Source organism: Stenotrophomonas sp. 28608_Sma, assembly GCF_056486185.1.
In genome coordinates, this window is the sequence record NZ_CM151308.1 from 473,187 (window position 1) to 485,779 (window position 12,593).

Annotated in this window: 13 protein-coding genes; 4 read left to right on the forward strand and 9 right to left on the reverse strand. The window is 67.5% G+C overall.

Going from position 1 to position 12,593, the window contains the following annotated elements; translation table 11 throughout:
* The first annotated feature begins 15 nt into the window (after positions 1-15).
* On the forward strand, positions 16-2,811 hold the full coding sequence (glnE, locus tag ACZLHH_RS02115; protein WP_049462168.1) for a bifunctional [glutamate--ammonia ligase]-adenylyl-L-tyrosine phosphorylase/[glutamate--ammonia-ligase] adenylyltransferase: 2,796 nt from the start codon (positions 16-18) through the stop codon (positions 2,809-2,811).
* Positions 2,812-3,562: 751 nt separating this feature from the next.
* Here glnE and ACZLHH_RS02120 read toward each other — a convergent pair.
* From ACZLHH_RS02120 to ACZLHH_RS02145, 6 genes are all read right to left on the reverse strand, one after another.
* Positions 3,563-4,123: a queuosine precursor transporter gene (locus tag ACZLHH_RS02120; protein ID WP_004139497.1), complete on the reverse strand. Its 561-nt coding sequence runs from the start codon at positions 4,121-4,123 to the stop codon at positions 3,563-3,565.
* Positions 4,124-4,198: 75 nt separating this feature from the next.
* Positions 4,199-4,714 (reverse strand): hypothetical protein, encoded by a 516-nt coding sequence (locus ACZLHH_RS02125; RefSeq protein ID WP_004139500.1) that lies wholly within the window; start codon positions 4,712-4,714, stop codon positions 4,199-4,201.
* A gap of 32 nt (positions 4,715-4,746) precedes the next feature.
* Entirely contained in the window at positions 4,747-5,250 is a 504-nt protein-coding gene (locus ACZLHH_RS02130; RefSeq protein WP_049463238.1) for a hypothetical protein, read from the reverse strand.
* Positions 5,251-5,269: 19 nt separating this feature from the next.
* Positions 5,270-6,121 (reverse strand): DUF2145 domain-containing protein, encoded by an 852-nt coding sequence (locus tag ACZLHH_RS02135; RefSeq protein ID WP_049463236.1) that lies wholly within the window; start codon positions 6,119-6,121, stop codon positions 5,270-5,272.
* A 48-nt stretch (positions 6,122-6,169) separates the two neighbouring features.
* Entirely contained in the window at positions 6,170-6,397 is a 228-nt protein-coding gene (locus ACZLHH_RS02140; RefSeq protein WP_004139505.1) for a hypothetical protein, read from the reverse strand.
* Positions 6,398-6,525: 128 nt separating this feature from the next.
* Positions 6,526-7,491, reverse strand: coding sequence for a mitochondrial fission ELM1 family protein (locus ACZLHH_RS02145; RefSeq protein ID WP_049463237.1), 966 nt, complete (start codon positions 7,489-7,491; stop codon positions 6,526-6,528).
* A 120-nt stretch (positions 7,492-7,611) separates the two neighbouring features.
* Here ACZLHH_RS02145 and ACZLHH_RS02150 point away from each other — a divergent pair, with 120 nt between their 5' ends.
* Together ACZLHH_RS02150 and ACZLHH_RS02155 are read left to right on the forward strand one after the other, a co-directional pair.
* Positions 7,612-8,202, forward strand: a complete 591-nt coding sequence (locus tag ACZLHH_RS02150) for a malonic semialdehyde reductase (RefSeq protein ID WP_004139510.1) — start codon at positions 7,612-7,614, stop codon at positions 8,200-8,202.
* Between the two features lie 86 nt (positions 8,203-8,288).
* On the forward strand, positions 8,289-8,996 hold the full coding sequence (locus ACZLHH_RS02155) for a YceI family protein (protein WP_080356579.1): 708 nt from the start codon (positions 8,289-8,291) through the stop codon (positions 8,994-8,996).
* 556 nt (positions 8,997-9,552) lie between these two features.
* On the opposite strand, the gene ACZLHH_RS02160 is transcribed toward ACZLHH_RS02155, so the two are convergent.
* Positions 9,553-9,954 (reverse strand): hypothetical protein, encoded by a 402-nt coding sequence (locus ACZLHH_RS02160; RefSeq protein WP_049462943.1) that lies wholly within the window; start codon positions 9,952-9,954, stop codon positions 9,553-9,555.
* A gap of 209 nt (positions 9,955-10,163) precedes the next feature.
* Between ACZLHH_RS02160 and ACZLHH_RS02165 the strand changes: the two genes are divergently transcribed.
* Complete coding sequence (locus ACZLHH_RS02165; RefSeq protein WP_049462942.1) at positions 10,164-10,997, forward strand: hypothetical protein; 834 nt, start codon at positions 10,164-10,166, stop codon at positions 10,995-10,997.
* Positions 10,998-11,091: 94 nt separating this feature from the next.
* Here ACZLHH_RS02165 and ACZLHH_RS02170 read toward each other — a convergent pair whose 3' ends face one another.
* Positions 11,092-11,889, reverse strand: coding sequence for a siderophore-interacting protein (locus tag ACZLHH_RS02170; RefSeq protein WP_049462941.1), 798 nt, complete (start codon positions 11,887-11,889; stop codon positions 11,092-11,094).
* Positions 11,890-11,948: 59 nt separating this feature from the next.
* Positions 11,949-12,509, reverse strand: a complete 561-nt coding sequence (locus tag ACZLHH_RS02175) for a PadR family transcriptional regulator (protein ID WP_049399094.1) — start codon at positions 12,507-12,509, stop codon at positions 11,949-11,951.
* Between the last annotated feature and the right edge of the window lie 84 nt (positions 12,510-12,593).

Sequence of the window (12,593 nt, forward strand, 5' to 3'; positions counted from 1 at the left end):
CGATACAATCAGCCCATGACCCTCGCCCCCGCTGACGTGCCCGCCTCCCTGCAGCCTCTTGTCGACCGCGCTCTGGCGCGCCTGGCCCAGGTCCTGCCCGAGCACATCCCGGCCAACCTGCTGCCGCTGCTGACCCGGCTGGCGGTGGCCAGCGACTTCGCGCTGGACACCCTGGTGCGGCAACCGGCCTTGCTGGCACAGCTGGCCGCGCCCGGCTGCCCGCCGATCCCAGCGCCGGTGCTCGATCCGCTGCAGCCCAGCGACTGGCCGGCGCAGATCCGGCGCTGGCGTACCGCGATGTCCACACGGCTGATCTGGCGTGACCTGACCGGTCTGGACGACGTGGCGCAGACTCTGGCCGGTGCCACCGCTTTGGCCGAAGACTGCCTGCGGCTGGCGCTGGACGCCCTGCAGCAGGAATTCGCCCAGCGTCACGGCGTCATCGCCGATGAACACGGCATCCCGCAGCAGCTGGTGGTGTTCGGCCTTGGCAAGCTGGGCGGTGGCGAGCTCAACTTCAGTTCCGATGTGGATCTGGTCTACGCCTATCCGCAGGGAGGTGAATCCGATGGACCGCGTCCGTTGGCGGCGGAAGAATATTTCGCCCGTCTCGGCCAGCGCCTGGCCAAGCTGCTGGATGAAACCACCGTCGATGGCTTCAGCCACCGCGTCGACCTGCGCCTGCGTCCGTTCGGCAGCGCCGGCCGCGTTGCACTCTCGTTCGCGGGGATGGACCAGTATTTCCAGCGCGAGGGCCGTGATTGGGAGCGCTATGCCTGGCTGAAGGCGCGCGCGGTGGCCGGCGATATCGAGGCCGGTGAGGCGTGGCTGCAGACCCTGCGCCCGTTCGTGTACCGCCGCTACCTGGATTTCACCGCGCTAGACGGCCTGCGCGAAATGAAGGCGGCCATCACCGCTGAAGTCGCACGCCGCGAACTGCACGACGACATCAAGCGCGGTGCCGGTGGCATCCGCGAGATCGAATTCCTGTGCCAGGCGCTGCAGCTGATCCGCGGTGGTCGCGAACCGGCATTGCGCGAGCGTCGGCTGCTGGTGGCGCTGGACGCACTGGTGGCCGCCGGGCAGATCGCGCCCGAGGATGGCAGCGCGCTGCGCGAGGCGTACCTGTTCCTGCGGCGCCTGGAGAACCGCCTGCAGATGCTGCGTGACGCGCAGACCCATGTGTTGCCCAGTGATGCGCTCGACCGCGAACGCATCGCCGTGGGTCTGGGCTATCCGGATTGGGAGGTGCTGCGCGCGGCGCTGGCCGAACAGCAGCAGCGCGTCAGTACTGAATTCGCCGCGCTGCTGGCACCGCGCAAGGGCCAGGCCGCGCCCGATGCACTGGCCAACTACTGGCGCAGCCTGCCCGAAGGCAGCAACGCACCGCTGCTGGCCGAAGCCGGTTTCCTCGATGCCAACGGCGCCGACCAGTCGCTACGCGATTTCGCCCAGGGCACCGGCGTGAAGTCGTTGTCCGATGCCGCGCGTGCGCGGCTGGATCGCGTGCTGCCCGCGCTGCTGCATGCGGCCACGCGTTCGCCGCAGCCGGATGCCGCGCTCAAGCGCGTGCTCGGCCTGTTGCAGGCGGTGCTGCGCCGGACCAGCTATCTCGCCTTGCTGGACGAACAGCCCAGCGCACTGGCGCGGTTGGTGGACGTGCTGGCGCGCAGCGCGCTGCTGGCCGAGCGGTTGGCGGCGTATCCGCTGCTGCTGGACGAACTGCTGGACGTGCGCGTATCCGGGCCGATGCCGGATGCGGCTGGCATGCTGGCCGAGTGCCAGCAGGTGCTGCCGGTGGAAGATCCGGAATCCGCGCTGCGCTGGCTCAATGAAACGCGGCTGGCACTGAGTTTCCGCATGGCGATGGCCACGCTGGATGGCCGCCAGGGTGCGGTGGACAGCACGCGGCAACTGGCCGAGCTGGCGCAGGCCGTGGTGGTCACCGTGTTGGCGATGGCCGAAGCGGACATGCATGCCGCACACGGCGAGATTCCCGGCGGGCGTTTCGCGATCATCGGCTATGGCAGCCTCGGTGGGCTTGAACTGGGCTTCGGTTCCGATCTGGACCTGGTGTTCCTGCACGACAACCCGGCCGGGGTGGATGCCAGCAATGGCGCGCGTCCGCTGGAGCCGGGGCGCTGGTATGCACGCCTGGCGCAGAAGGTGATGGCGCTGCTCGGTGCGGTGACCGCCGCCGGGCGCCTGTACGACATCGACGTGCGCCTGCGCCCGGATGGTGGCAAGGGTTCGCTGGTGTCTTCGTTGGCCAGTTACACCGAATACCAGCGCGAACGTGCGTGGACCTGGGAGCACCAGGCGCTGGTGCGCGCGCGTGGCGTGGCCGGCGATGCCAGCCTGTTGGCCGACTTCGAGCAGGTGCGTGCGCAGACGCTTGGGCGTGAGCGCGACACGGGTGTGCTGTACGCGGACGTGCTGAAGATGCGCGGCCGCATGCGCACCGAACTGGACCGCAGCGATGCCGCGCGACTGGACCTGAAGCAGGGTGCTGGCGGCGTGGTGGACCTGGAGTTCCTGCTGCAGACCGGTGTGCTGGCGCGCAGTGCGCAGCATGCGGCGCTGCTGCAGCCGCGCGATACGCCGTCGTTGATCGATGCGTTGGCCGTTGCCGGTTTCCTGCCGGAAGACACGGCGCAGGCATTGCATGGAGCACATGCCACGCTGCTGGACGTGGGCCTGGCCTGCACGCTGGATCGGCGCCCGCGGTTGGCGCCGACCACGCCCGCGATTGAAGAGGCATGTGCCGCGATTACCGCCGCGTGCATCGCCGCGGAGCTGCCGTTCGCCTGAGTGGGTGCAAATGCTGCAACAACTTTGGGTGGGTACCGACCGTTGGTCGGCACAATCTGTCGGCAGCGATGAGTTCTGCTGGGCGTGCCGACCAACGGTCGGCACCCACCGGATCATTGGCCGGCGATGACCCGCTGTTGGTAGATGCCAACCTTGGTTGGCATGAATGCAAAGCGCCAACCAAGGTTGGCAGCTACCAGATCAATGGCTCGGCGATGGTCGCCGTTGGTAGGTGCCGACCGTTGGTCGGCACAATCTGTCGGCAACGATGAGTTCTGCAGGGCGTGCCGACCAACGGTCGGCACCCACCGGATCAATGGCCGGCGATGACCTGCTGTTGGTAGCTGCCAACCTTGGTTGGCATGAATGCAAAGCGCCAACCAAGGTTGGCAGCTACCCAATCAATGGCTCGGCGATGGTCGCTGTTGGTAGGTGCCGACCGTTGGTCGGCACAATCTGTCGGCAGCGATGGGTTCTGCAGGGCGTGCCGACCAACGGTCGGCACCCACCGGATCATTGGCCGGCGATGACCCGCTGTTGGTAGATGCCAACCTTGGTTGGCATGAATGCAAAGCGCCAACCAAGGTTGGCGACTACCGGATCAATGGCCCGGCGATGACCCGCCGGATCAATGATCTGAGCGTTGGCCTGCTGTTGGTAGGTGCCAACCTTGGTTGGCACAATCCGTCAGCGTTCATGACCCCGGCAACAGCGTGCCAACCAAGGTTGGCACCTACCAGAGCAACGGCGGTCAGCTGGTGGTGCGCAGCGGCGCCATCTTCCACAACAGTGCGCGGAACGGGGCCAGCAGGCAGACGCCGATCGCCAGCTTCACCGCCAGGTCGCCGGCAGCCCAGCTCACCCACGGCAGGGTCGAACCGGCAAACGCGATCGACCAGAAAATGGTGGTATCCACCGTCGCGCTGCAGGTGGTGGCCACCATCGGTGCGCGCCACCAGCTGCCACGCCGCAGGCGGTCGAACACGGTGATGTCCAGCAGCTGGGCCACGATGAAGGCCGAGCACGAGGCAATGGCGATGCGCGGGGTGGCCACCCAGATCGAAAGCAGCACCGCCACCGCGAAACCGATCCACGCCACGCGCCGGGCCGGGCCCGGGCCGAAGCGGCGGTTGATCAGGTTGCTGACCAGGAACGCGACCGGGTAACTGAAAGCACCCCAGGTCAGCCAATCGTTGATCGGGTACTGCACCAGTACGTTGGACAGCAGCACCACCGCGCCCATGGCCAGCACCGCCAGCACCAGGGCGCGGGCGGTCAACGGGGCAAACACAGGGGCAGGACGCACGGACATGGCGAGCCAGGGGGACAAAGGGGATCGCCCATTATCCGCCCGGCCCGCGGCAATGCCAAAACCGGCCGTTCAGCTTTACAGCGTTTCGCTCATCACATCGCCGGCGGCATAGGCGGTCGGCACATAGGCCAGCGCCTGGCCCTGCGCGCTCTTCACGGTCCAGCCGGCACCCGCGTCGGTCGGGTCGAAGCGCACCTGCTGGCCGACGACGAAACCGGCAATCGGGTCATCACCTGCAGCCGCCGGCCATTGCAGCGTTGCGGTCTGGTCGGCCTTGCCGGGCACCTGCAGGTGCACCTGGCGATCACCGGCTGGCGTGGTGGCGACCTGCTTCACTTCCATCGGTGGCAGCGGCACCGCCGGCGTGCGTGCGGCGACCTTGCCGTTGCGCTCGCTGGCCTTGAACGGGGCCTTGGACAGTTCGGCCAGTCCCATCGACGTGGCCAACGGAATCGACAGCACGATCAGCGACGTGACCAGCACGCTGGTCTGGCCGCTGTTCAACTGCGGCGCGGCGCCGGCATGGACGGTGGGCACCACCAGCGCCGAAAGCAGCAGGGCAGTGGCGGGAACGCGCAGGCAACGGAACATGGAGACCTCCTGGTCAGGGTGGGGACGGCGGCTCAGCGCCGGGTATCGAAGATGTCGCGCGGGCCGGTGGCCTCGGGCAGGTATTCCAGCGGGCGGCCCTGGTTGTCCTTCAGCTGCCAGCCCTGGTCGGCGCCGGTCGGTTCGAAGTTCACGGTCTGGCCCACGGTGAACTGCACGGCGGGATCGCCGATGCCGCGCGGGTACTGCATCGATGCGGTGTTCTGCGGATCGTTGGCATCGCGCAGCAGCACTTCGCGGCGGCCATCCACGGTGGTGGCGATCGCGCTCACCTGCATCTGCGGCAGCTTGATCTGCTGCGGGCGGGCCAGCGGCTGGCCAGCGTCGGCGGCATCCTGGGCTTCCTTCGCCGCCGCCGCGCGGGCCGACGTCACCATCTGCGTGGACATCTCCAGGCTCGGTCCCTGCGGGCCCGGGTCGTGGATGATCACGATGCGGCGCTCTGCATGAGCGGCCGTGGACCAGGCCAGGCTTGCGGCGATCAGCATCGGCATCAGGACGGCGGGCAGGGTACGCATGTCGTTCTCCTTGCTGGATTCAGGGCGTGGCGGCGGCAGCACCGGCTACCGGCACGTGAGGGATCACCAGTTCCTGCTGCAGCTGGCTGCGCTGGTGCAGGAAATCGAACACCGATTCCACCGTCACCACCGAATAGTTGCCGGAGATGCGTTCGCCGGCCGGATGGTCAGTGGTGGTGGCGTTGGCCACGAACAGGCGCGCACCCACGCGCTTGCCGAGGCCGATATGCAGCACGCTGGGCTGGTACTTCTGCTGGCGCAGCCACTGCTGTGCCTGTTCGCGCTTGACGATGGCCGGCGCGCCTTCGGTCTGCGCCATCGCCGCGGCCAGCACTTCCAGCACCCACTGGTTGGAGTTCTGGTAGTCGGTGGCAAACGGGTAGGCAACCACGTTGTATTTGGTTTCGTGCAGCGCCTTCGGCTGGATCGACGGCGACACCAGCATCGCTTTCAACGCGGCACGCAGCGGCGCCGAGGGCACGCCGATGCGCAGGTCGGTATGGCCGCCGCTCTCGCCGACGAAGTTGCCCAGCCCTTCGAGGTACAGCTGCGAGCTGTCGGTCTTGCAGCGGTTGAGCAGGTGAATCGCGCGCCAGCGGCCATTGTCCTCACGCACCAGGAAGGCCAGGTGGCTGTGGCGCAGGCCGTAGCGGCTCAGGTCCTGGCCACCGCGCGCGGCTACCACCACGTCCACATCGGGCAGCGCGTCCAGGCGCTCAGCGGTGGTCCAGGCCACGTCCAGCATCGCCGCCTGCGCGGCCACGCTCGGGTAGCGCTCGCGGCATTCGGTGCTGTTGGCCCAGGCCGGTGCGGTCGCCAGCAGGCTGGTGATCAGCAGCGCGGCGCGCGGCAGGTGGGAGAAACGATCCATGTCGATACCTTCAACGGCGGGCAGGCCCGCGCGCCGATCATACGCTGCTCAGCGCAGGGGACGATCCACGCCCTTGCGCTGGAGCTCCTTGTCGCAGGCATCGCTGATCGGGGCCACCGGCAGCGGTGGGCGCTGGCCCTTCGGATCGCGCAGCGCCGGTTGTTCGCGGTACGCGTCCAACTGCTGCTGGCATTGATACGAAATCGGATCCAGCTCGGTGGGCGTGGTGGAGCAGGCAGCGAGCAGGGCCAGGGGCAGCAGGAGCAAGGTACGCATGAAGACGTTCAGAGTGATGGGGGAAGCTGGACTCTAACCGCGGTACCGGATCGAAATGTTCAGAAAACGCTGGGCACCCGGCATTACCGTGATGCCAGGTGCCCAGGATTGCCGGCCAGCGGCCGGCACTACCCCGCTGCCAGGCGCTGTTTCACTTCTGCCGCCACCCGCGCGGTCTCGCGCAGCGGCTCGATACGGTCGTACTGCCAGTCCAGCCAGTGCGCCTGCAATCGCCCGCGCTCGCGCAGCTGCTGCTGGAAGCGCGCCAAGCGGCCCTGCGCAGTCTCGGCCAGCGCCACCATCACCGGCATGCGCGTGGCGCAGGCCTCAGAGAGCAGGTTCACCGAATCGGGCGAGACCACCACGCGGTTGGCCCAGCCGAGCAGGCCGCCATAGGGATTGGTGCCGTCGCCACCATCGCCCCAGATCACGTGCGGCAGGTCGGAGAATTTCGCGCGCAGGATCTCGGCCAATGCCGGTGGCGTGCGCCGCGAAGTCGTGGCCAGCAGGCTGCCGCCCTCAGCGCGGATCTGATCGGCCAGCGCCTGGAACACGCCCACCATCGCGGTCTCGTCCCAGGGTGCCAGCGGCGTCGGCCCGCCCACCAGCAGCGCGGTGCGCGGGCCAGGCAGGGTACTGAAGCCAGCGAACGCGGCGCGGCCCCAGGCCAGCCAGTCGTCATCCACCGGGTTGAGGCTGCCGAGCAGGGTCAGCACGTTGCTGCCACGCAGGGCATCGTGTTCGGGCACCACCACCATGTCCCAGTGGCGGGCATTGATGCGCGGGTCGAGGATCTGCACCACCTGGCTGCCACGTGCGCGCAGCACGCGCAGTGCGCCGGCGGCCTGACGGCCACAGCCGATCGCCAGCGGCGGTGCGTCCGCGGCCAGCGTCGCGAATGCCTCGCCATAGCCGTTCACATCACCGGGCAGCCGCCGCGGCGACAGCCAGCGCCAGGGTGCGCGGGGCTGCAGGACCAGCGGCCGATGGGTGCCCTGGCGCAGCGCAGAGGCCAGCGCGACCGCCTGGCGGACATTGCCCGCACGGCCGTCCGTGACCGTCCAGGGCGCGCTCGATCGTTTCACCTGTGGCATTAATTCGTTTCAGCCCTGCTGGGTGTTGCAACAGTCGCGACACTCTACACTGCGGCTCGTCGTTTCGCCCCGCGCCGCCCGCGGGCACTGACTTCCCTTAGCCGCCCTGGAGATCCACCGATGTCCCACGCGCTCGACGCTGCTGCCCTCGACCAGCTGTTCCGTACTGCCCGCACCCAGAACGCTTTCCTCGACAAGCCGGTCCCGGCCAGCCTGCTGCAGGAACTGTATGACCTGGTGAAGTGGGGCCCGACCGCCGCCAACACCACGCCGGCCCGTTTCGTCTTCGTCACCTCGAAGGAAGCCAAGGCCAAGCTGGCCCCGGCCCTGTCCGAAGGCAACCACGACAAGACCATGGCCGCCCCGGTCACCGTCATCATCGGCTTCGACCTGGACTTCCACGAGAAGCTGCCGTACCTGTTCCCGCACACCGATGCCAAGGCCTGGTTCGACGGCCCGCAGGAAGGCCGCCACGAAGCCGCCATCCGCAACGGCAGCCTGCAGGGCGCCTACCTGATCCTGGCCGCACGCGCGCTGGGCCTGGATGCCGGCCCGATGTCGGGCTTCGATGCAGCCAAGGTGGATGAAGCCTTCTTCGCCGGCACCTCCATCAAGTCGAATTTCCTGGTCAACCTGGGTTACGGTGACTCGGCGGGCCTGTTCCCGCGTCTGCCGCGCCTGTCGTTCGACGAAGCGGCGCGCATCGCGTAAGTCGCTGTATCGGTTTCGGGCCTGCCGTCCCGTGGCAGGCTCTTGCTGCACCGTGTACCCACCCTACGATCCGGAGAGTTCCTCAGATGAGCGCCACCCGTAAACTGCTGCTGCCGCTGGCCCTGACCCTGGCCATCGCCGCCTGCTCCAAGCCGGCCGACACCGCTGCCCCGGCTGCTGACGCTGCCGCCCCGGCCACCACCGAACAGGCCGCCACCCCGGCTGCCGATGCCGCTGCCGCCGCGCCGGCCGCCGAAGCGATCCAGATCGCCTCGGGCACCTACAAGCTGGACCCGACCCACACCGACGTGCTGGCCCAGTGGAGCCACTTTGGCTTCTCCAACCCCAGCGCGCACTTCGGCAACGTCGAAGGCACCCTGGTGTACGACGCCGCCGACGTGACCAAGTCCACCGTGGAAGTGAAGCTGCCGCTGAGCGGCCTGAACAGCTTCACCGCCAAGTTCGACGAGCACCTGAAGAGCGCCGACTTCTTCGACGCCTCCAAGTTCGCCGATGCCACCTTCAAGAGCACCAAGGTGGAAGCCGCTGGCACCAACAAGCTGACCGTCACCGGTGACCTGACCATCAAGGGCATCACCAAGCCGGTCACCCTGGACGTGACCGTCAACGGCGGCGGCGAGCATCCGATGGCCAAGGTTCCGGCCGCCGGCTTCGATGCCACCACCACCCTGAAGCGCAGCGATTTCGGCGTCGGCGCGTATGCCCCGAACGTCAGCGATGAAGTGAAGATCCGCATCACCACCGAAGCCACCGGCGAAAAGCCGGCCGCTTGATGCACCCCGCTCACTCGTCGTGAGAAGGCAGAAGGCCCGCTGAAAAGCGGGCCTTCTTTTTTGGGCGTGGGGGACGCCTTGGTTGGCCACTACCGGTTCATGCAGGGTCGGAGAGTGCTTTGGTAGGTGCCAACCTTGGTTGGCGCACGAGCACTTCGCGGGCCAACCAAGGTTGGCCACTACCGGTTCGTGCAGGGCCGGAGAGTGCTTTGGTAGGTGCCAACCTTGGTTGGCACACGAGCATTTCGCAGGCCAACCAAGGTTGGCCACTACCGGTTCATGCAGGGCCGGAGAGTGCTTTGGTAGATGCCAACCTTGGTTGGCGCACGAGCACTTCGCGGGCCAACCAAGGTTGGCCACTACCGGTTCATGCAGGGCCGGAGAGTGCTTTGGTAGGTGCCAACCTTGGTTGGCGCACGAGCACTTCGCGGGCCAACCAAGGTTGGCCACTACCGGTTCATGCAGGGCCGGAGAGTGCTTTGGTAGGTGCCAACCTTGGTTGGCACACGAGCATTTCGCAGGCCAACCAAGGTTGGCCACTACCGGGTACGCGCGTTCAGCGCAGCGCGCCCAACCATGCCACGCACGCTTCGCTCGGGCTTTGCTTGGCCTTCACCGCCAGCCCGCTCACCCGAACGAAGGTCTGCGCTGCCTGCGCCACCACCTGGCGTGCGATCAGCGCGGCCTGCTTGGTCGCGGCCTGCTGCTTGCGCAGCTGCACGATGTTGATCGAAGGCCGGCCCACCGGCGCGTACTTCTGGTCGCGGCGCAGCACATCGGCCACCTGCGCCACTTCGAATTCGGCCTGCAGGTAGCGGTGTTGTGCTTCCACCAGCTCACGCAGCGGTACGCGCAGGGCAGCGGTGTCGGCGAAGGCGGCCAGTGCCGCGTCGCAGGCGGCGTCATCGGCGAAGCGGGTACGCAGCGCATCCACGCTGGCCAGGGTCAGTTTGGCCATGTGGCCCTCGTTGCTGCAGGAAAGGAGCGCGATTGTCGCATTGCTTGGCGGGTCGTGCCGGCCGCTGGCCGGCAATTGCATGGGAGTGTGCGGACCAACGGTCCGCACCCACCAGTCGATGGCGGTCCGCACCCACCGGAGGCGGAGAGCAGCCGAGCATGGGCTCGGCTCTACAATGGCCCGCTGTACCACCCACGGAAGGAAGATCCATGCAGGACGCGCAGTACTGGTTGAACGAATTCTGGACGGGCCTGAGCGTGCTCGATCTGCTGGGCGGCAGCGTGCTCGGTACGCTGCTTGGCCTGGTGCTGGGCATCTTTGCCTGGCGCTGGCTGCACCGCCGGGGTTGGTTGCAGCGGCGCAAGCGCTGGCATCACTGGCTGCTGGCCAGCTACGTGGTGCTGCTGCCACTGGCCACCGCCTTCTTCGGCCTGCAGCTGGGCTTTACTGCTGGCGCGCACCGCGCGCTGTTCAAGCAGCTCGATCATTTCCAGCCGCACCTGCAGACCCTGGTGGAAGGCTGGAGCGAAGGCTTCACCGATTCGCTGGACGACCCGCGCATGCGCGAGGCATTGCGCAGCCAGGGCACGGTGGGGGATGTGGCCGATACCATCGCTTCGGCCTACCTCAGCGAACATCCGTTGCCCGGTCTTGATCGTCTTGGCAACGGCCCGTTGGCGCGCGGCACCGGTTGGGTGATCGGCAAAGTGCGCGAAGGCCTGCTGCGCGGCATGGTGGAAGACACGCTGGTGGACAAGGCCGGCACGATTGGGCTGGAACCCAAGGTGGTACGCGAGGTACTGACCATGCACGTTGATGAGCTGCTGCACACCCGTGGCGTGCTGCGGCTGGTGAAAGCGCAGATCAACGGCATGATGCCCGGTGTGTACTTCGGGCTGCTGTTGCCGTTGCTGATCATCGCGCTGCTGGTGGCGCTGGAGATCTGGGCCGCGCAGCGGTTCGGGTGGAAGCGGCAGGTGGCATCCAACGTGGTAGTGCCGGCCGCTGGCCGGCAACTGCAGGTTCCTGCCGAAGGTTCATGAGGTTGCCGGCCAGCGGCCGGCACTACCTGTTGCAGGGCGTGCGGACCAACGGTCCGCACCCACCAAGCAGGGGCCGCACCCACCGGCTGCCCGGTCAATCGCCGTCGGTTTCGTCCGGGTGGGCCTTCCAGTAGCCGGTGGAACGGATCCAGTCGCGCGGCACGCCCAGGTGGCCTTCGATGAACTTGCGCATCATCCGGGCGCGGCGCGATTCGGTGGCGATCCAGTAGAAGACATCGCCGTCCGGTGCCTCGAAGTCGGTCAGCATGTCTTCCAGCAGCGTGCTGCTGGCCGCGGCGAAGCCATTGCGCTCCAGCCAGTGGATACGCACGTTCTCGTACTGCGGCAGGTCCTGGCGTTCGGCTTCATCGCTCACTTCGATGAAGGCCTGCACCTCGGCATCCTCCGGCAGCACGTCCAGCCAGCGGGCGATGGCCGGCAGCGCGGTTTCATCGCCGATCAGCACATAGGCGTCGTAGCTGTCGGCCACCACGAACGAGCCGCGCGGGCCGCCGATCACCAGCGTGTCGCCAGCCTTGGCCTGCTCGGCCCACGGCCCGGCAATGCCCTGGTCGTGCAGCACGAAGTCGATGGCCAGCTCGCCGGTTTCGTGGTCCCACCAGCGCGGCGTGTAGTCGCGGGCCGGTGAGGGCTCCTTGCCGGCCGGATAGCTGCGGCCTTCGGCAGTGACCACCGGCAGCACCATCTCGCCGCTGGCATTGGGGAAGAACAGCTTGATGTGGTCGTCGGCGCCGGGCGAATCGAAACCGGCCAGCTCGGCGCCGCCCAGCACGATGCGGCGCATGTGCGGGGTGACCTCTTCGGTGCGCAGCACGGTCAGTTCACGGAAGCGCACATCCAGGCGCAGGCGCGTGTTGTTGTGTTCGGTCATGGGGTTACCTGTAAAGGTGTCGCGCGGGGGCGCGCGGCGTAGGGGCGACCTGGCTGGATTCAGTCTGGCTGGGTCGTAGAAAAGGATTGGCTCTCGCTACCGGCCGTACCGTTGAGCAGCGCGGACGCCCGCGTCAGCAGCGCCGCTACTTCTTCTGCCTCGCCCTCGGCCCAGCGGCCGTGGTGATGCACCAGCGCCCGCTTGAACTCGCGCAGGGCGCCGGCCAGCGGCGGCGGCAGCGAGGCCTTGGTGATCTCGCGGGCACGGTCGAAGGCACGTCGCTGCGCCAGGCGCACCTGGGTGCGCTGCACCTTCAGCTCGAACTCGCCGGCGGTGGTGATGCGGAAGATCCGCTTGCCGTCCACTTCCTCGGCCTCGATCCAGCCGGCCTGCTCGAAGCTGGCCAGCAGCGGGTACATGGTGCCGGCGCTGGGCGTGTAGGCCTGCATGAACTGGTTGCTGATCAGCTGCATCAGCTCGTAGCCGTGGCGCGGCTGCTCGCCGATCAGGGCCAGCACCAGCAGGCGCAGGTCGCCGCGGCTGAGCACCCGCGGCTGGCCGTTGCGGCGTGGCACTTCCGGATTGGTGGAACGGGCTCTGGGAGAAGCGGTACGGCTCATTTCGATATATCGGTAAACGAGTGTGCAAACGATATATCGATATATCGAAGACGACAATCATCGATCCGGCCACAAGCAGGTCAG

Coding starts and splice junctions, on each gene's coding strand:
- glnE (WP_049462168.1), top strand. CDS start 16: ATGACCCTCGCCCCCGCTGACGTGCCCGCCTCCCTGCAGCCTCTTGTC.
- ACZLHH_RS02120 (WP_004139497.1), bottom strand. CDS start 4,123: ATGTCCGTGCGTCCTGCCCCTGTGTTTGCCCCGTTGACCGCCCGCGCC.
- ACZLHH_RS02125 (WP_004139500.1), bottom strand. CDS start 4,714: ATGTTCCGTTGCCTGCGCGTTCCCGCCACTGCCCTGCTGCTTTCGGCG.
- ACZLHH_RS02130 (WP_049463238.1), bottom strand. CDS start 5,250: ATGCGTACCCTGCCCGCCGTCCTGATGCCGATGCTGATCGCCGCAAGC.
- ACZLHH_RS02135 (WP_049463236.1), bottom strand. CDS start 6,121: ATGGATCGTTTCTCCCACCTGCCGCGCGCCGCGCTGCTGATCACCAGC.
- ACZLHH_RS02140 (WP_004139505.1), bottom strand. CDS start 6,397: ATGCGTACCTTGCTCCTGCTGCCCCTGGCCCTGCTCGCTGCCTGCTCC.
- ACZLHH_RS02145 (WP_049463237.1), bottom strand. CDS start 7,491: ATGCCACAGGTGAAACGATCGAGCGCGCCCTGGACGGTCACGGACGGC.
- ACZLHH_RS02150 (WP_004139510.1), top strand. CDS start 7,612: ATGTCCCACGCGCTCGACGCTGCTGCCCTCGACCAGCTGTTCCGTACT.
- ACZLHH_RS02155 (WP_080356579.1), top strand. CDS start 8,289: ATGAGCGCCACCCGTAAACTGCTGCTGCCGCTGGCCCTGACCCTGGCC.
- ACZLHH_RS02160 (WP_049462943.1), bottom strand. CDS start 9,954: ATGGCCAAACTGACCCTGGCCAGCGTGGATGCGCTGCGTACCCGCTTC.
- ACZLHH_RS02165 (WP_049462942.1), top strand. CDS start 10,164: ATGCAGGACGCGCAGTACTGGTTGAACGAATTCTGGACGGGCCTGAGC.
- ACZLHH_RS02170 (WP_049462941.1), bottom strand. CDS start 11,889: ATGACCGAACACAACAACACGCGCCTGCGCCTGGATGTGCGCTTCCGT.
- ACZLHH_RS02175 (WP_049399094.1), bottom strand. CDS start 12,509: ATGAGCCGTACCGCTTCTCCCAGAGCCCGTTCCACCAATCCGGAAGTG.